The following is a 16535-nucleotide window of genomic DNA, read 5'->3' as shown; positions in this document are numbered from 1 at the left end:
CGCGGTTACTTGGCACCCTTGCCGAACAGCACCACCTTCACGGTCTCGAAAATGATGGACACGTCCATCCAGAACCCCATCCTCTTGATGTAATACAGGTCGTACCGGAGCTTCTCCAGGGCGTCTTCCTTGGTGGAGCCGTAACTGTACTTTACCTGGGCCAACCCCGTCACCCCCGGTTTCACCGTGTGGCGCTGGACGTAGTAGGGGATCTCCCGGGCCAGCTGCTCCACGAAGAACGGTCGTTCCGGCCGCGGGCCCACGAAGCTCATCTCGCCCTTGAGCACGTTGACCAGCTGGGGGATCTCGTCGATCCGGGTCTTCCGGATGAACCGCCCCACCCGCGTCACCCGGTCGTCGTTGTCCCGGGCCCACACCGGCCCGGTGTGTTTCTCGGCGTCCGATCGCATGGAGCGGAACTTGAGCACCTCGAACCTTCGGCCCTTTTCCCCCACCCGCTCCTGCCGGAAGAACACCGGCCCCGGCGAGTCGAGCTTGATGGCCAGCGGGATGACCGCCCAGATCGGAGCCGAGACCACGAGCCCCAGCAGGCTGGCTGCGAAGTCCACGAACCGTTTGATGGCCAAGGTGACCGGATGCTTGGAGAATCCCTCGGAAAAGATGAGCTGACTCGGTCGAAGGTGCTCCACCAGCATCTTGCCGGTGAGCTCCTCGTAGAACGCCGCGCCGTCCAGAACGGGCTTGCCGGACAGCCGCAGCTCCAGGAGCCCGCGCACGGGGAACTTTCCCCGCCGCTCCGCGATGGCCACCACCACCCGGTCCACGTCTGGGCGGGCCGCCACCTCCAGCAGATCCTCGTACCCTCCCAGCACCGGCGGCAGCCCCTGGCAATCGTCCGCCCCGTCGGGCTCGGCCGCCAGGCACCCGACCACGTGGAACCCCAGGGTCTTGCGCGCCAGCGTCTCCCGGTAGACCTTCCGCGCCAGGTCTCCTGCCCCCACGAGCAGGATGCCCACCGACAGCCCCCGGGTCGAGAGTACCGCGGTATACCCCAGCCGCCAGAGCACCACCACCCCGATCACGATCGCCACGAACAGGACGAAGATCCCCCGCCCCAGGATCAGGTCGGGGTACACGTAGTAGGCGAACGCCAACAGGATGCTCGCGACACCCAGGGCCTGGAGGAGACGGATCATGAGCTCCCGGCGGCTGTTCAGAACCTTGAGCTCGTACAGGTCGTGGTAGTAGAAGCAGACCTGGGTCACGAGGACGACGAGCCCGATCCGCATCCACTCCAGCGGGTCGCCCAACAGGAAACGGACGTCCCCTCCGAACCGAAGGCCCATGGCAGCGAGCACGGCTCCGAGGATGAGCGCGTCCTCCACCACGAACAGCGTCACGTGGCGCACCGTTAGAGCGCGGCGCATGCCTTGGCCTCCTCCATGCTTCGAGATCTCCTCGCTCCCCCCGACGTTCCGGCTCAGTAGTATTTGTAGTAGTAGTAACCCGCTCCTCCGTATCCGTAGCCGTACCCGCTCCTGAGGCTCTCGGCCCGGTTCAGCACCGTGCCCAGCAGCTTCTCCCGAGGGATGGTCTCCGCCGCCTGCCGCACGAGCCCCCGATGGGTCTTGTGCGCCCGGACCACGAGCACGATGCCGTCCACCGCGTCGGCCAGGAAGTTCACGTCGCTGATCGGGTGCAGCGGCGGGGTGTCCACCACGATATAATCGAACTGGGAACGCGCCTGGGCGATGAAGTCGTCGAACTCGGGGCTCGCCAGCAGCTCGGCCGGGTGCCCTTCCACGGTTCCGGCCGTCACCACCGAAAGCCCGTAGAACGGCGTGGTCTGGAGCACCTCTCCCAGGGTCGCCCGGCCGCGGAGCAGGTCCCCCAGGCCCGGGGTGCCCTCGATCCCCAGCAACTTGTGGATCCGGGGCCTGCGCAGATCCGCGTCCACCAGGAGAACAGCCTTGGTGGCGTCCTGGGCGAACACGGAGGCCAGGTTGGTGGCCGTCACGCTCTTGCCCTCACCCTTGAACGCGCTGGTGATGACCAGGGTCTGGATCCTTCCGTCCGCATTGGCCCGCTCGATCCGGCTTCGCATTCCGCGGTACTGCTCGGAGATCACGGACATGGGCTTGTGGAGCACCACCACGTGGGGATCCACGCGCCGCAGGATCTCGGGGTCGGGAGCCTGGGTGACCACCGCGCCGGCCTTGCGGCGTCGGCGCGGCCGGCCGGGAACCGGGGCCGGATCCGCCGGGGCCACCGGATCGGCGGGACTGCGATCCACCGCCACCTCCAGGGTCCCTTCCTTTCCTGCTTTCTCCAAGGCCTTCAGGATCTTGCTCATGCGCTCCCTCGTCTCGTCTGCGGCCGGCCTCACCAGGTCGCGCTCAGGCTCGCGGTGATCCGGTTCTCGTGGTAGTCCGAGTCGGGCACGACGTCGTAGGTCTGCCGATCGTGGGTCAGGGTCACCCGCACGTCCCAGACTCGACCCAGGCTCCACCGCACGAATCCGTTCCAGCGGTGGCGCCGAAACCGGTCGTCGGGCAGGTCCGCCATCCGCCGCGAGAACCGGTACCCCGTTCCCCAAAACCCGTCGCGTCCCACCTTCGCCGACACCTCGGCCGAGGCCGAGGCCTCCCAGTAGTCGTCCTCGTGCACGCCCTCTCCGCCCTGGACCTGGGCATCCACCACCGAGGCGAGAAGCCGGGAGGTCAGGCTGCGTCCCCACCGGGTGGAGACCGAGCCGCTCACCCTCCGGGTCTTCGTGAGCTGGGTGAACGAGGTGCGGGACGTGGCGGGCTGGTACGACCACCCCTCCGACGCCCCCAACGAGGCCGTGGTGTACTCGGTGAAGCGGTGGCTCGCGTCGACCCCCCACGTGACGGAACGTTCCGTCTGGCCGTCTTCCGGCATCACCCACTGGTACCCCACCCGGGCCGAGGTGGTCGTCCGGGGCGACCACGACCGAGCGAGGCTCACGCTCCACGAGTGGTTCCAGTACCGGTTCCCGTCGTAGGGAAGGCCCCGGTCCACCGAGTAATCGAACCCCACGGTCGTCGGCCTGGGGTCGGCAAGGGGCAGAAACGTCCGGCTCCACCCCACCGACCCCGTGTGGTTCTGGCGGCCGTCCCCCGTGCTCACCTCCTCCTGTCTGGCGTAGCCGTACCTCATGCGCCACCGGCCCGTGCGGCCCCCTCCCCACGCGAGGCCGGCGGAGGCCTGGTGGGAGCGGGTGTCCTCGCCCGTCGCTTCCTCCGAGACGTAGTTCCGGTACGAGAACCCGTACGAGGCGTCCTGGACCACCGAGGCCGCCAGCCGCCAGGTGTAGCCCCCGGAGATCGAGTACTCGTCGGAACGGTTCCGGTAGCCGGCCGCCACCCCAGAGAGCCCGCCGCCGATGGGCTCTTCGAGGTTCTGTGTGGCATGACCGGTGACGAAGGTGGTGAGCCGGGGGGAGGCCTGCCACCGCAGCCCCCCCACCAGGGACTGGCGGGTGGTGTTTCGTTGGCCCACCGCCGTGCTCTCGTAGAGCCCCGAGCTGAACCGGTAGTCCGCCGTGCCCAGCAGCCGGGGCGTGCGGCGGACCCAGCCCACCCCCAAGGAGCCGTCGGCCCACCACGCCTCTTCCCGGCGGGCGTCCTGGTCCAGGTTGTCCGTGTAGGTCGCCCCCAGGCCGACCGACAGGTTCCACCGGGACACGGACCCCTTGGGCAACAGCCCCTCCACGGAGGTCTCGTACCCCCCGTAGTCCAGGAACTCCCGATACCGGGTGAGCTGGCGCTCGAACGGATCGGGCGCGGTCGCTGCACCGTCGGCGCCGCGAGCCGGGAGGGCCGCGGCCAAGGCGACGGCCACCGCGATGCCCACCGCCCCCCTCATGGCACCACGATCACGTCACCGGGCCGGAGCAAAAAATCGCCCTCCCCCCGCTTCAGGATCGACTCGGCATCCACGGGAATGCGCTTCTCCTTGTCCCCTTCCCAGCGCAACAGCATCACGCTGTCCGTGTCCGCGAACTCCTGGAACCCCCCCGCCATGGACAGAACCTGCAGAAACGTCTTGGGGCTCCGGAGCTTCATGGCACCGGGACTGTTCACCCGGCCCAGCAGGTACACGGTGTAGCTGTTGATCTCCACCAGGCTCACCGTCACCACCGGGTCCGTGAAGTACTCCTTGAGCCGGGTCGTCACCTCGTCGGTCAGCTCGGCCAGGGTCATCCCTTCCACGAAGATCTCGCCCACCAGCGGCAGCGTGATCCGGCCGTCGGGCCGGACCCAAACCTGGCGGGACACCTCGGGGTTCTTCCACACCTGGATGTCCAGGACATCCTCCACACCGATGCGGTAGGCCGGCCGCTTCGCCACCCCGTTGCCGGCCCCGAGGGCGACGCCCGCCGTGAGTACCAGTGCCGCGAGGAACACCCCGATCCGCTGCATCATGGAAGCCTCCTTCCCTGTAACTTCGGTCGACGGTCTTCGGTCTCCTGACCCCCAGGGCAAGCGGCTCCCGCCAACCCGGGGGCGGGTCTGTTGGAGCGCCGGGCGTGGCTCCGACAGTCGCTGCATCCGGCACTCAGCCACCGCGTCCCCGGTCGGCTTCGCTTCCGGGCCGCCTCGCCATCAGATCCGCTGAAACGCTTCGTCCCCCGGGCTGGGTGACGGATGCGGCGCAAGTCGAATGCTGCACTCACGCACGGCCGGAAACAGGCCCCCCGCCCCGCGGGAGGGCATCCTGTTACGCCGCACGTTGTAGGGCCCCGCAGGGGCCTGACGATGCTTCCGCCAACCTCGGTTGCCGGTCGTTGGCCGAGAACCATGAGTCGCCGGCCCTCGCTCTCCCTTGGACACCCCCCATGAACGGCGGGAGGGCCCCTACTCCAAACCGGTCTCCCGGATCTTGTACAAGAGCGCCTTGTAGCTGATGTCCAGCAACTGCGCCGCCTTCTTCCGGTTCCAGCGGGTGTGGTCGAGCACCCGGCGGAGCACGCGCCGCTCCGCGTCCCGTGCCGCCTCCCGGGACACGTCCCTGAGGGTCCTGCCCTGGAACTCGGAAAAGTCTGGAATCTCTTCCTGTTGCAGGTCGACTGCGTTTCGTTCGTGGACCCTGCGGTGGTAGAGCATCTCCCGCCGCACGCCGTCCACGTCGCCCACGATCACGATGCGCTTCACGTAGTTCTCCAGCTCCCGCACGTTCCCCGGCCACGGATAGGTCTCCATCTCCTTGAGGAGGTCCCGGGGAATCTGCGCATCGGGCCGGCCGTACTGACGGGCGAACTTCCGACAGAGCTGCTCGGCCAAGAACGGGATCTCCTCGGCCCGCTCCCTGAGGGGCGGCAGCACGATGTTCACCACGTTGAGCCGGTAGAACAGGTCCACGCGAAACCGTTTCTGGCGAACCTCTTCCTCAATCTCGCGGTTCGTCGCCGCGATGATCCGCACGTCCACCGAGATCGGGTCCTTGCCCCCCAATCGGGAGATCTCTTTGTCCTGGAGCACGTGGAGCAGCTTCGCCTGCAGGTCCACGTGCATCTCGGTGATCTCGTCCAGGAAGATGGTGCCCTGGTCCGCGTACTCGAACTTGCCCTTCTTGGTGCGGTGGGCGCCGGTGAAGGCTCCCTCCTCGTACCCGAACAACTCGCTCTCCAAGAGGTTGCGCGGAAGGGCCGCGCAGTTCACCTTGACGAACGCCCTCTTGGCCCTCGCCGATCCCTCGTAGATCGCCCGGGCCAGGAGATCCTTGCCCGTGCCGCTCTCCCCGCGGATCAGCACCGTGATGTCCGTGTCCGCGATCTGGTCCACGATGGCCTGGACCTCGCGCATGCGGCGGCTGTGCCCAAACAGGAGCTGGTAGGGCGACCCCTCTTCCACCCGGCTGCGGAGCGTCTGGACCTCTTCCTCGAGCCGGATCCGGTCCCGCAGGCGGTGCAGGGTGGCGTCGAGCTCGTCGGGGTCGCAGGGTTTCTCCAGCACCGCGAAAGCGCCGAGCTTCATGCACTCCACCACGGCGTTCACATCCCGGCGGTTGAGCAGCATGAGGACCAGGCTCCCGAACCCGTGGGTGCGGATCTCGGAGAGCACCTTCCGGCCGTCCATGTCCGGGAGGTTCACGTCGACGAAAACCGCCTCGGGCCGCAGGGCCGCCAGCATACCGATCCCTTCGGAGCCGTTGGCGGCGTGGTGCACCTGGAACCCATCCTCCCGAGCCAGGGCTCGCAGATGGTCGGCGGTGAGGCCGTCCGACTCGATCACCAGGATGCAGCAGGGGTTCATCCGTATCGTTTCGTTGGTTGGGGGGGAAGACGGGGGAACGAAAGAAACGGGCACGTGAGAAGCAAGCGCTGTGCCAAGTTTCGGCTCACCTTCCCGCGCCATGCCCGGGAAGGGAGCCCGGGTCCGGCAGGCGGCTCGTCCGGCGCGGGCAGCCGGAGGGTATGGGCGCGAGCCCGTTCCCGTCGGAGGACAGGGGCCGGTGTGCCGGCCGAAGACCGAAAAAAGCAGGCCCACGAGGGAATCGAACTACCCTCGTGGGCCTGGGAAGGAGCCGGAAGCGGACATTCAGGTTACAGGGTGGGAAAAAAAGTTCCTCCTGCAGGGTGGGTGGGCAACCTTTTCCCCGGTCGCCCAAGGCCTCAGGGGTTCGTCCTCGGGCCGGCCGGGAGGACCTCGGCCGACTCGATGACCACGGCCTCCTTCGGCACATCCCGGAACCCTTTCACCGTGCCCGTGGGCACCGCTGCGATCGCGTCGACCACGTCCATTCCCTCGACCACCCGGCCGAACACCGCGTACCCGTACCCCTGGGGGGTCTCGTTCCGGTGGTCCAGGAAGGTGTTGTCGGCCAGGTTCACGAAGAACTGGGACGTCGCACTGTCCACCACCATGGTCCGGGCCATGGCCACGGTGCCGCGGCGGTTCGAAAGCCCGTTCTTGGCCTCGTTGGGGATCGGCGCACGGGTGGGCTTGGGCTGCAGATCCGGGGTGAGCCCCCCGCCTTGGATCACGAACCCCGGGATCACCCGGTGGAACACCGTGCCCGCGTAGAACCCCTCCCGGACGTACCGCAGGAAGTTTTCCACCGTACGCGGCGCCTTGTCCGGATACAGCTCCACCACGATCGTGCCCTTGGTCGTCTTGAGGGCCACCCTGGGGTTGTCGGCCGCCGCCGCGGCCGACACCAGGCCCACGGCGAGAACGATCGCCAGCGCGGTTCTCATGACTGTCTCCTTCCCAGTAACTCCGGTCGTTGGTCGTCAGTCGTTGGTCGTCGGTCGAAAGTTCGTCTCGACATCGGAGTCGGGGGGCATGGGGACCAGGGGTCAGAGGACAGATGTCAGGGGACGGGTCGTGGTCCCACGACGTCGGTTTGGCCACATTGCCTTTGCCCTGTTTCTGGCTTCTGTCCCCTGAACTCTGGCTCCTGAAACCCATGGCCCGCCGCCGGCAATGAGCCCCGGACCAATGAAAGTTACCCTCCCCGCTGTCGGCCCCGCAGGGGCCTGATGGGGCTTTCCAGCAACTTCGGTCGCCGGTCGAGGGGCTTCTGGCCCCCCTGGGCAAGTGGCTCTCGTCAAACCGGGGGCGCGAGGGCCTCCTGTTACGCCGCACGTTGCCCGGCCCCCAGGGGCCTTAGGGAGGGCCACCGTCCTCACTCGTCCCCCGGCCCCACCAGCAGCCACGAGGCCAGGGCGAAGCGGCCTGTCGCCTTCTCCCGCACCGAGATCAAGACCCGATTGATGCGCCGCCTCAGCCGCGCTCCCGGAGCCTCCACCCGCCCGGTGGCGGGGTCGTAGCGGGCCTCGACCCGACCCAGCTCGCTCACGAACAGGTTCACGACGCGGCCGTACCGGGCCGGCTCCACGATCCTGGCCCCGAAACGCTCCACCTCGGCCGACGCCAGAGGCCCCGGCTCGGGCCACCGGTCCGCCAGAGCCAAGGCCCCGTACCCCAGCCGTTCCCGGAAGCGGGCCTGGTCCCCCAGGCTCCCCACGACCGCGAACCGGGGGAGCAGAAGCCGGTCCGCCCCCTCCGGAACGGCCCCTGGATCCTGGGTGAACCCGAGCCGGAACCCCAGATCCCGGCACGCCTCGACCACCTCGGGGCTGTACTCCCCGTAGGGATACGCCACCCACCGGACCGGGAGCCCGTGGGAACGGAACCGCTCCGCCGCCAAGGCGAACTCTTCGCGTACCCGGCGGGCGTACCCCTCGGCCGACTCCCCCGGATCGGCACGTCCGAGCCGCTGGTGGGCGTGGCCGTGCACCCCGAACTCCATGCCCTGCCGGGCCCACCTCTCCACCTCGTCCCACGTGACGAAGTCCGAGTACCCCCGATCCAAGGCGCGGGTGGCGAGGAACACGGTGGCAGGGTATCCGAACTCCTGGAGCACCGGCCAGGCGTTCTCCAGCACGCTGCGGTACCCGTCGTCGAACTGGATCACCACCGGCCGCGGGGGCAAAGCCCGGCCCCTGAGCAGGTGGTCCTCCAGGGCACGGGTCGACACCACGGTGTAACCGGCGTCCCGCAGCCACGCCATCTGGGCCCGAAACGCCTCCGCCGAAACGTTGGTCGAGGGGTAGCGGCTGTCGCCGACCCGATGGTACAGGAGGATGCGCACCGGCTCCGGCGCGTCCGCCCGCGCCCGGCCCGGGGTTCCCAGCACCATCAGCAGGGCCGCGAGCGCCCCCGCCCACCGGGCGCCCCGCCGCCCGGCCCGGCCCAGCCACGCCGGGATCATGCGTCCGGGGCCGCCGCTTCCCGGCCGGAGGCCAAGCGGATGCCGCCCAGGGCCGCCTCGATCCGTTCGGGGGCCAGACGAACGAGCCGCACCCCCTGATACCGCCCCAGGCGGTTCTGGCGCATCACGTCCAGCACCTCCTGCACGTACGCCTCCCTTCTCACCGAGTAGGGCAGGAGCCCCCAGGCCAACTCCCGCGGGTCCGGCCGGCGGCCTTCGGCGCGGGCCCTGGCCCGCAACCGGCGGAACTCCTCGTAGGCCCACAGGGTGTTCAGGTTTCGGAGGTATCCGTCCACGGCCTCGGCCAGGCCCGGGAACGCCGCCACGGCGTACCGGGCCCCGGCCGGACGGTCGCGGGGCGCCATACCGGCGCCCCCCCGGAACACCCACTGGCCGAACAGCGAGTTACCCTCCAGCGCGAACCGCGAGGTACCCCATGCCGACTCCAGGGCGGCCTGGGCCACGGCGAGGGGCACCGGCACCACATCCACCCTCTTCAAGAGCGCATCGAGCACGGCCCGGGGGTCGGCCCGCACCCCCGCGGGATCGACCTTCACCCGATACCGCCGGGCCAGATCGAGCAGGAACAGGAGGTCCACCTCCGATGTGCGACCACCACGCTCTAGATTCCGGGCGATCGCCTCCAGGGAATCGCGCTGGGCTCGAATCCGCTCGTTCGCCGCCACCACGTGGGGCACCACGGCCCGGACGAACACCTGTTTTCGCCGGGACACCGGGAACCGGTCCAGCCCCGGAGGCAGGGTGGCGGGGGCCACGTTGGGCACCCCTCCATCCCCGACCTCGGCCCACACCCGATCCAACACCGCTGCCAGCTCCTGGGCGGAGGCGGGACGGAACAGGACCAGCCCCCCTTCCGATGCGGGGCCGGACCCTGTTGCCGGGTCCGGCCGCGCCCGGTCCGGAGGCGAAAGCGAGACGAGCAGGGGAAGCAGGCCGAGAACGGCTACCGAGGTCTTCAGGAACGCGCGAAGTGAAAACAAGGGACTCGGAGGTTGGGCATCACCCGACTCCATGGTCATTCTCCTCCCCCAGGGGCCCGGGGCCCTCGGGTTCGTGGGGCCACGCGGCCCGCGGCCGCGTGGAGAGTGGTACAGCGCTTCTACATAGTCTTCGGGGGGCGTCGTGTCAAATTTTCGCCCTCCCGAAAAAAGCGCTTGACTCCCTGGGGTGACTCCGGTATGTAGGCGCCCCCGTGATAAACCTTGGGTTTAGGCTTCGTAAACGAACCCAAGGTTTAGACATTCTAAACGTCTGGAAGGTCCGCTTTGAAGATTGGGAAGAGACTTCGCAGACTTCGGCTCCAGGCCGGCCTCACCCAGGAGGACCTGGCAAATCGGGCCGACCTGACCAAGGGGTTCATCTCTCAGCTGGAAAACGATGCCACGTCCCCTTCGATCGCCACGCTGGAGGACATCCTGAACGCCTTGGGGGTGACGCTCGGGGAGTTCTTCCGGGAGGACGGGGACCGTGAGGACCCGGTGGTGTTCCGGCGGGAGGAGCGCGTGCCGTCCGGGGAGTCCGAGCCGGGGTTCCTGCTGAGCTTCCTGATCCCCCGGGCCCACCGGCACCTCATGGAGCCGGTGTTGGTCGAACTGGAACCCGGCGCATCCACCGAACCGATCGGCGGCCACGAAGGGGAGGAGTTCGGGTTCGTGCTCGCCGGACAGGTGGACCTCCACCTGGGGGATCGGGTGCACCGGGCCCGGAAGGGCGACTGTTTCTACTACCCGGCCGACCGGAGGCACTGGCTGAAGAACTCCGGGAAACGGCCCGTCACGGTTTTGTGGGTGGCCAGCCCCCCGAGCTTTTGATCCGTCCTTGGGCGAGGAGGTGAGTACGTTGGTCCAAAACCTTGGCCGGCACATCCTGGGCGAGTACTACGGCTGCGACCCGGAGGTCCTCAACGACCCCGAGCGGGTGGAACGGCTGATGAAAGAGGCGGCGGTGGTGAGCGGCGCCACCATCGTCCAGAGCGTGTTCCACCGGTTCAGCCCCCACGGGGTCAGCGGAGTGGTGGTGATCTCCGAGAGCCATCTGGCCATCCACACCTGGCCCGAGTACGGCTATGCCGCGGTGGACCTGTTCACCTGTGGGGACTCCGTCAACCCGTGGACGGCCCACCACTACCTGGCCGAGAATCTCGGCGCCGAACGCACCGAGACCCGCGAGGTGCCGCGGGGCGTGTTGGACGTGGACGGCCCCCTTCGCCACAAACCGGTCGCCGTGGCGGTGTAGGGACCGTGCTGATCCGCACCCCCACCCACTACTTTCTCGTGGCGGGCGACGCCGAGGGATACATGGAGCTCAACGCCTTCGACGCCGCCCTCCTCCGAGCCGGAGTGGGAAACACCAACCTGGTGAAGATCTCGAGCATCCTGCCCCCGGGGTGCCGGCCCACCGCCCCGGTGCCCCTGCCCGCCGGAGCCCTGGTGCCGGTGGCCTACGCCGCGATCACCTGCTCGGTGCCCGGAGAGATCATCTCGGCCGCGGTGGCCGTGGCCGTGCCGGAGGACGAGGGGAGACCCGGTCTGATCATGGAGTACTCGGCCTACGGCCGGGCCGACATCAGCCGGGAGATCGTGGTGAGGATGGCCGAGGAGGGCATGCGGGCCCGGGGGGTCGCGGTGCGGGAGATTCACACCGCCGAGGCGGAACACAAGGTGGAGAACAAGGGCGCCGCATTCGCCGGCGTCGTGCTATGGGAGAAGAGCCAATGAACCAGCCTTTCGACCTGTGGTTCCGGGAAGTCCATCGGGACGGCTACGCCGTGGGGGTCCGGGTGACCGGTTATCCTTACTCCGGCCGAAGTCGTTACCAGAAGATCGACGTGGTGGAGACCGCCCTGCTGGGCAAGGTGCTCCTCCTGGACGGCATCTTCATGCTCACCGAGAAGGACGAGTTCATCTACCACGACATGCTCATCCACATCCCCCTGTTCACCCACCCCAACCCCCGCTCGGTCCTGATCATCGGCGGGGGCGACGGGGGCAGCGCCCGGGAGGTGCTGCGCCACCCCACGGTGGAGCGGGTCGAGATGGTGGAGCTGGACGAAAAGGTGGTGGAGGTGTGCAAGGAGCACTTCCCCGCCCTCACTTGCGCCCTGGACGACCCGCGTCTCACCATCCATTACGCCGACGGCATCGAGTTCGTGAAGGGCAAGACCGCGGAGTACGACGCCGTGATCGTGGACTCCACCGACCCCATCGGGCCGGCCCTGGGCCTGTTCAGCGAATCCTTCTACGCCGACTGCCACCGGGCCCTGCGGGAGGACGGCGTTCTGAGCGCCCAGATCGGGTCGCCGTTCTTCGATGCGCCCGACATCCGCGACATCCTCGGGAACCTGGCCGCCTCGTTCCCCATCGCCCGACCCTACACCGCGTCGGTGCCCACCTACCCCGGCGGGTTCTGGGCGTTCGGGTTCGGGAGCAAGGGACCGGATCCCATGGCAGGCCCCGATCCCAAACGGGTGGCTGCCGTGTCCGGCGGATTCCAGTACTACAACCCGCGGATCCACACGGCCTCGTTCGTGCTTCCCACGTACTTCGAGGAGGCACTCCGGGCATGAACCTGAGACCCCGGGGATTCCTGGAGTGTGAGGGCGCGCCCGGCGCGCCCTTTTCGCTTCTGGGCCTGCCGTTCGACGGTACCTGCTCGTTCCGGCCCGGCGCCCGCTTCGGCCCGGCCGCGATCCGGGAGGCGTCGTGGGTGCTCGAGACCTACTCCCCGGCCCTGGACGCGGAACTCGACGGATCGCTGGTGGCCGACCTGGGCGACCTGGACCTGCCCCCCCTGGACCCGTGGGGTCTGATCGAGCAGGCTGCCGAACGGCTCTTGGCCGGGGGGCACCGGATCCTGGCCCTGGGCGGAGAGCACTCGATCACGCCCCCCCTGGTCCGGGCCCACGCTCGGCGCCACCCGGGTCTGGTCCTGGTGCACTTCGACGCCCACGCCGACCTCCGGGAGGAGTACCTGGGCGACCCGCGATCCCACGCCTGTGCGGTGCGCCGGTGCCTCGACTCGGTGCCGGCGGAGCGGCTCGTCCAGATCGGCATCCGCTCCGGCACCCGCGAGGAGTTCCGCTGGATGCGGACCCACGGCACCCTGGGGCCGGCGACCCGGCAAGGGGTGCGGGACGCGTTGTCGCGCACGACGGGTCCGATCTACCTCACCGTGGATCTGGACGTGTTCGACCCCTCCGTGGTCCCCGGCACCGGTACGCCGGAGCCCGGGGGGCTCGGCTACCGGGAGTTCGAGAACTGCCTCCGGGAGATCGCGGACACCGGGCGGACGGTGGTGGGGGCGGACGTGGTGGAGCTCTCGCCCGGGTGGGACCCCACGGGCGCGAGCGCGGTGGTGGCGGCCAAGGTGGCCCGGGAGATTCTGGTGCTGATGGGCGCTACCCGGTAGCGGCCTCGGCGCCGGCCGGGCGGGCGGTTCTGGCCAGCGCCTCGGAGAGCCGGGCGGGGTCCACCCCGGGCACCTCCCCTCCGGGCTGCCCCAGCCAGGACCGCACCACCGCGCGGCGTACCGCCCGGAGCCGCAGGTCCAGGTCCGGATCGGGCCGGAGCACCGGCAGCTTCCATGCGGCCGCCGCCAGCTCCCGCACCGTGGTGCCGCACCGGCGGAACGCCTCGGCCAGGGCGCGATTCGAGGGGTTCAGGGGACGACGCGCTGCGGTCTGGATCGCGCCCAGGGCCCCCAGGATCACGAAGTGCTCCACATGGAACAGCAACCCCCGGGTGGAGGCCTCGTCCGGGTCCATTCCCAGATCAGGGGCCAGCGTTCGGAACACCCGGGCCAGGGCCAGGGAGAGGTCGTTCAGCCATCCCGCCTGCTCCTGGAACGGCCCACCCCGCAGCACCCGTGACCGGAGGTGGGCCATCACCAGGAGCCCCCTCACGGGGTGCAACCCCAGCCGGACCACCGCCTCCCGCAGCCCCTTGGCCGGGCGGCGGAATCCGTAGAACGCCGAGTTGGCGGTGCGCAGGACCTCCACGCTCAGGCCGGGATCCTTTTCCAGCACCTCCACGTAGCGGCCGATCGGAGGATCGCCCTGGGCGAGAAGCCGCGACACCTCGATGGCGGCCTGGGGAAGCACCGGGATCTCGAGCTTCCGTTCGCGCACCAGCCGCAACACCCCCGAAAGGAACAGCCGGTCGTCCGGCCCCAGGTCGTCCAGGGCCACGGCATCCCCCGGATCGTCCAGCAGGGTCAGGAACTCACCTTCCTCGGCCGCGTCCCACCCCGCGCCTGCGGCGTCCCGTTTCTCGTTCGGCCCGTCCCGGCCGGCACAAGGAGCCTCCCCCCCGTGCCCGGCCCGGGCACCCTGAACCTCTCTCGGCCTGCCAAAGAGCAACCTGCGGACCCAGTTCCACACAACGCACCCCCGATCTTGGAAAGCCTGTTTGGTTCTTGATCGTCCCCGGCCAGGGGAATCTTTACGATTCCCACGGCCACACCGGTCTTGGCTCGGCGGGAACCGCTGTGATAGTTTGCCGCGGTCAAACGCTCCGAGACTTTCAAGGAGGACTCCATGCCGTTTCGCGTCGTCGACCATCCCCTCGTCCGCCACAAGCTCGGGCTGCTGCGCCGGGCAGACACCAGCACGTCGAAGTTCCGCGATCTCACGCGGGAGATCACGAACCTGCTGACCTACGAGGCGTTCCGGAACCTGGAGATGGAGCGGATCACCGTGGAAGGGTGGGCCGGGCCCGTGGAGGTGGAGAAGCTCTCGGGGAAGAAGGTGGCGGTGGTGCCCATCCTGCGGGCCGGCATCGGCATGCTCCAGGGAGTGCTCGACCTCATCCCTGCGGCCCGGGTCAACGTGGTGGGGCTCTACCGCAACGAGGACACGCTGGAGCCGGTCCGGTACTACCGGAAGCTGTCCCAGGACCTGGCCCAGCGGCTCGCCGTGATCCTCGATCCCATGCTGGCCACCGGCAACTCCCTCATCGCCACGATCGACATGCTCAAGGAAGCCGGGTGCGCCGACATCCGGGCCATCTGCCTGGTGGCCGCCCCGGAGGGGATCCGGAACCTGGAGCGCAGCCACCCCGACGTGGAGGTGTTCGCGGCCAGCATGGACGAACGGCTCAACGATCGGGGGTACATCCTGCCGGGGCTGGGAGATGCGGGCGACCGGCTCTTCGGGACCAAGTAGGACGGCCACACTCTCGCTCGGGAGGAGATCGATGCTCCGCGACCTGATCCTCGGCGTGCAGATGCTGTTCGTGGCGTTCGGCGCCCTGACCCTGGTGCCCCTGCTCACCGGGCTCGATCCCTCGGTGGCCCTGTTCACGGCCGGCGTGGGCACGCTGATCTTCTACTTCATCACCCAGCGCAAGGTTCCCGTGTTCCTGGCCAGCTCGTTTGCGTTCATCGCCCCGATCCAGATCGCGGCCAAGGAGTGGGGCATCCCGGTGGCCCTGGGCGGTCTGTTCGCGGCCGGGTTCGTGCACATGGCCATGTCCCAGGTGATCCGGTGGAAGGGGGTGGAGTTCATCGACCGGGTCCTCCCGTCCGTGGTGGTGGGGCCGGTCATCATGAACATCGGGCTGGCGCTCGCGCCGGTGGCCGTGGACATGTCGAAGCAGAACTGGTTCCTCGCCCTCCTGAGCCTCACCACGGCCATCGTGGTGGCCGTCTGGGGCCGGGGCCTGCTCGGCCTGATCCCCATCCTGGTGGCGGCGGCGGTGGGATACCTGGCGGCCCTGTTTACGGGCCACGTGGACTTCACGCCGGTGCGGGAGGCGTCCTGGTTCGCCGTGCCCGCCTTCACCCTCCCGGAGTTCCGATGGGAGGCGATGCTGTTCATGCTGCCGGTGGCCATCGCTCCCATGATCGAGCACATCGGCGACATCTTCGCCGTGGGCAAGGTGGCCGGCCGGGACTACCACATCGATCCGGGCATCCACCGGACCATGTTCTCGGACGGGTTGGCCACCTCGGTGGCGGCCCTGTTCGGGGGCCCGCCCAACACCACCTATTCGGAGGTGACCGGTGCCCTCGCGTTGATCAAGGTGTTCAAGCCCCATCTCATGGCCATCGCGGCCGTCGCCGCGGTGGTGCTGGCCTTCGTGGGCAAACTGGGGGCGCTGCTGAAAACCGTGCCCGCCCCGGTCATGGGCGGGATCCTGATCCTCCTGTTCGGGATGATCGCCGCCGTGGGCGTGCGCACCCTCGTGTCGGCCCGGCCCAACCTGAGCGCCACCCGAAACCTCACCATCCTGGCGGTGGTGCTCATCGTGGGGATCGGCGGGGTCACGTTGGAGGCCGGAGCGTTCAAGCTGGGGGGGATCGGACTGAGCGGCGTCGTGGGTGTGCTCCTCCACCTCATCCTGCCCGGCGCCCCCGACGAGGAGACCCCCAGCCACATCGTGGACACCCCTGAGGAGGCTGGTGAGTTCACGGACCTCTGATACCAAGTTGCCATCCATAGGATTCCCAGCCGGGGGCGGGGCAAGGGACCTGCCTCCGGCCGGGCGCGAAGCCAGGCATTGAGATTCGCCGCGCAGGCACGGGGCGGGGGAGTTGGCTTCATGACAACCCGTTGGAATCCGCACCCTTTCGCAGTCTAGACGCCGGAGGCACTGCGCGGCGAGCGAAGGGGCCGCGCCCGGCTCTCCGACAGGACCCTTGCCCCTCTGGGCAGGGGGGGCAATAGCTTTGAACGCGACTTGGTATGAAAGGCTGGAAGGCTGGGAAGCTAGAAGGCTGGAAAGCGAAAAGCCTTTTGGGCTCACTCTCCGCCTCCCGACCGGCGGAGCCCGGGGAACAGCCGGTCCTCCCGGGGGCCCCAGGCACCGATCGGC

At 68.8% G+C, this 16535-nt stretch carries 17 protein-coding genes (1 of these 17 running past the window's edge); 7 read left to right on the top strand and 10 right to left on the bottom strand.

Features of this window, described 5'->3' with window-relative positions; translation table 11 throughout:
• Positions 1-5: 5 nt before the first annotated feature.
• The 8 genes from DEFCA_RS0102465 to DEFCA_RS0102430 all read right to left on the bottom strand — a co-directional run bounded on the left by DEFCA_RS0102465 (position 6) and on the right by DEFCA_RS0102430 (position 9704).
• Positions 6-1388, bottom strand: coding sequence for a TIGR03013 family XrtA/PEP-CTERM system glycosyltransferase (locus tag DEFCA_RS0102465; protein WP_029733428.1), 1383 nt, complete (start codon positions 1386-1388; stop codon positions 6-8).
• 53 nt (positions 1389-1441) lie between these two features.
• On the bottom strand, positions 1442-2314 hold the full coding sequence (locus tag DEFCA_RS0102460; protein WP_025321457.1) for a CpsD/CapB family tyrosine-protein kinase: 873 nt from the start codon (positions 2312-2314) through the stop codon (positions 1442-1444).
• Between the two features lie 29 nt (positions 2315-2343).
• Positions 2344-3849 carry a porin family protein gene (locus DEFCA_RS0102455; RefSeq protein WP_035802867.1) on the bottom strand — a complete coding sequence of 502 codons (1506 nt, stop codon included), beginning with the start codon at positions 3847-3849 and terminating at the stop codon, positions 2344-2346.
• The gene (locus DEFCA_RS0102450; RefSeq protein WP_025321455.1) at positions 3846-4409 is read right to left on the bottom strand and encodes a polysaccharide biosynthesis/export family protein; all 564 of its coding nucleotides are present in this window, start codon (positions 4407-4409) and stop codon (positions 3846-3848) included. Before DEFCA_RS0102450 ends, DEFCA_RS0102455 begins: the two co-directional genes overlap by 4 nt.
• A 432-nt stretch (positions 4410-4841) precedes the next feature.
• Positions 4842-6239 (bottom strand): sigma-54-dependent transcriptional regulator, encoded by a 1398-nt coding sequence (locus DEFCA_RS0102445; RefSeq protein ID WP_025321454.1) that lies wholly within the window; start codon positions 6237-6239, stop codon positions 4842-4844.
• A 359-nt stretch (positions 6240-6598) separates the two neighbouring features.
• Complete coding sequence (locus tag DEFCA_RS0102440) at positions 6599-7183, bottom strand: peptidylprolyl isomerase (protein ID WP_025321453.1); 585 nt, start codon at positions 7181-7183, stop codon at positions 6599-6601.
• A 431-nt stretch (positions 7184-7614) separates the two neighbouring features.
• Positions 7615-8703, bottom strand: coding sequence for a polysaccharide deacetylase family protein (locus DEFCA_RS0102435; RefSeq protein WP_025321452.1), 1089 nt, complete (start codon positions 8701-8703; stop codon positions 7615-7617).
• Complete coding sequence (locus DEFCA_RS0102430; protein WP_169709409.1) at positions 8700-9704, bottom strand: glucosaminidase domain-containing protein; 1005 nt, start codon at positions 9702-9704, stop codon at positions 8700-8702. The genes DEFCA_RS0102435 and DEFCA_RS0102430 overlap by 4 nt, the downstream gene beginning before the upstream one ends.
• Before the next feature lie 285 nt (positions 9705-9989).
• Here DEFCA_RS0102430 and DEFCA_RS0102425 point away from each other — a divergent pair, with 285 nt between their 5' ends.
• From DEFCA_RS0102425 to speB, 5 genes are read left to right on the top strand one after another with little or no spacing between them, the layout of a single operon-like run.
• Positions 9990-10535, top strand: coding sequence for a helix-turn-helix domain-containing protein (locus DEFCA_RS0102425; protein ID WP_025321450.1), 546 nt, complete (start codon positions 9990-9992; stop codon positions 10533-10535).
• 28 nt (positions 10536-10563) lie between these two features.
• Positions 10564-10959 (top strand): adenosylmethionine decarboxylase, encoded by a 396-nt coding sequence (gene speD / locus DEFCA_RS0102420; RefSeq protein WP_025321449.1) that lies wholly within the window; start codon positions 10564-10566, stop codon positions 10957-10959.
• Between the two features lie 5 nt (positions 10960-10964).
• Positions 10965-11441 (top strand): pyruvoyl-dependent arginine decarboxylase, encoded by a 477-nt coding sequence (locus DEFCA_RS0102415; protein WP_051463178.1) that lies wholly within the window; start codon positions 10965-10967, stop codon positions 11439-11441.
• Entirely contained in the window at positions 11438-12289 is an 852-nt protein-coding gene (speE, locus tag DEFCA_RS0102410; protein ID WP_025321447.1) for a polyamine aminopropyltransferase, read from the top strand. The genes DEFCA_RS0102415 and speE overlap by 4 nt, the downstream gene beginning before the upstream one ends.
• Complete coding sequence (speB, locus tag DEFCA_RS0102405; RefSeq protein ID WP_025321446.1) at positions 12286-13131, top strand: agmatinase; 846 nt, start codon at positions 12286-12288, stop codon at positions 13129-13131. The genes speE and speB overlap by 4 nt, the downstream gene beginning before the upstream one ends.
• Here the strand turns inward: speB and DEFCA_RS0102400 are convergent.
• On the bottom strand, positions 13121-14101 hold the full coding sequence (locus DEFCA_RS0102400; RefSeq protein ID WP_169709408.1) for an HDOD domain-containing protein: 981 nt from the start codon (positions 14099-14101) through the stop codon (positions 13121-13123). The genes speB and DEFCA_RS0102400 overlap by 11 nt on opposite strands.
• A 156-nt stretch (positions 14102-14257) precedes the next feature.
• Between DEFCA_RS0102400 and upp the strand changes: the two genes are divergently transcribed.
• Both upp and DEFCA_RS0102390 read left to right on the top strand, forming a co-directional pair.
• A complete protein-coding gene (upp, locus tag DEFCA_RS0102395; protein WP_025321444.1) occupies positions 14258-14884 on the top strand; it encodes a uracil phosphoribosyltransferase in 627 nt (208 codons plus the stop codon).
• A gap of 31 nt (positions 14885-14915) precedes the next feature.
• Positions 14916-16142, top strand: coding sequence for a uracil-xanthine permease family protein (locus DEFCA_RS0102390; protein WP_025321443.1), 1227 nt, complete (start codon positions 14916-14918; stop codon positions 16140-16142).
• 320 nt (positions 16143-16462) lie between these two features.
• On the opposite strand, the gene DEFCA_RS0102385 is transcribed toward DEFCA_RS0102390, so the two are convergent.
• Positions 16463-16535: the end of a DNA integrity scanning protein DisA nucleotide-binding domain protein gene (locus tag DEFCA_RS0102385; RefSeq protein ID WP_025321442.1), read on the bottom strand. It continues 866 nt past the right edge of the window; 73 of the gene's 939 nt are visible here — the last part of the coding sequence; its start codon lies beyond the right edge, outside the window; it ends in the stop codon at positions 16463-16465.

The sequence above is a fragment of the Deferrisoma camini S3R1 genome, from assembly GCF_000526155.1.
GTDB classification, from domain to species: Bacteria; Desulfobacterota; Deferrisomatia; order Deferrisomatales; family Deferrisomataceae; genus Deferrisoma; species Deferrisoma camini.
This window is presented reverse-complemented; position numbering and strand designations above follow the sequence as displayed.

Excerpts from the sequence above, each read along its gene's own strand:
- DEFCA_RS0102465 (WP_029733428.1), bottom strand. The coding sequence starts at position 1,388 with ATGCGCCGCGCTCTAACGGTGCGCCACGTGACGCTGTTCGTGGTGGAG.
- DEFCA_RS0102460 (WP_025321457.1), bottom strand. The coding sequence starts at position 2,314 with ATGAGCAAGATCCTGAAGGCCTTGGAGAAAGCAGGAAAGGAAGGGACC.
- DEFCA_RS0102455 (WP_035802867.1), bottom strand. The coding sequence starts at position 3,849 with ATGAGGGGGGCGGTGGGCATCGCGGTGGCCGTCGCCTTGGCCGCGGCC.
- DEFCA_RS0102450 (WP_025321455.1), bottom strand. The coding sequence starts at position 4,409 with ATGATGCAGCGGATCGGGGTGTTCCTCGCGGCACTGGTACTCACGGCG.
- DEFCA_RS0102445 (WP_025321454.1), bottom strand. The coding sequence starts at position 6,239 with ATGAACCCCTGCTGCATCCTGGTGATCGAGTCGGACGGCCTCACCGCC.
- DEFCA_RS0102440 (WP_025321453.1), bottom strand. The coding sequence starts at position 7,183 with ATGAGAACCGCGCTGGCGATCGTTCTCGCCGTGGGCCTGGTGTCGGCC.
- DEFCA_RS0102435 (WP_025321452.1), bottom strand. The coding sequence starts at position 8,703 with ATGATCCCGGCGTGGCTGGGCCGGGCCGGGCGGCGGGGCGCCCGGTGG.
- speE (WP_025321447.1), top strand. The coding sequence starts at position 11,438 with ATGAACCAGCCTTTCGACCTGTGGTTCCGGGAAGTCCATCGGGACGGC.
- speB (WP_025321446.1), top strand. The coding sequence starts at position 12,286 with ATGAACCTGAGACCCCGGGGATTCCTGGAGTGTGAGGGCGCGCCCGGC.
- upp (WP_025321444.1), top strand. The coding sequence starts at position 14,258 with ATGCCGTTTCGCGTCGTCGACCATCCCCTCGTCCGCCACAAGCTCGGG.
- DEFCA_RS0102390 (WP_025321443.1), top strand. The coding sequence starts at position 14,916 with ATGCTCCGCGACCTGATCCTCGGCGTGCAGATGCTGTTCGTGGCGTTC.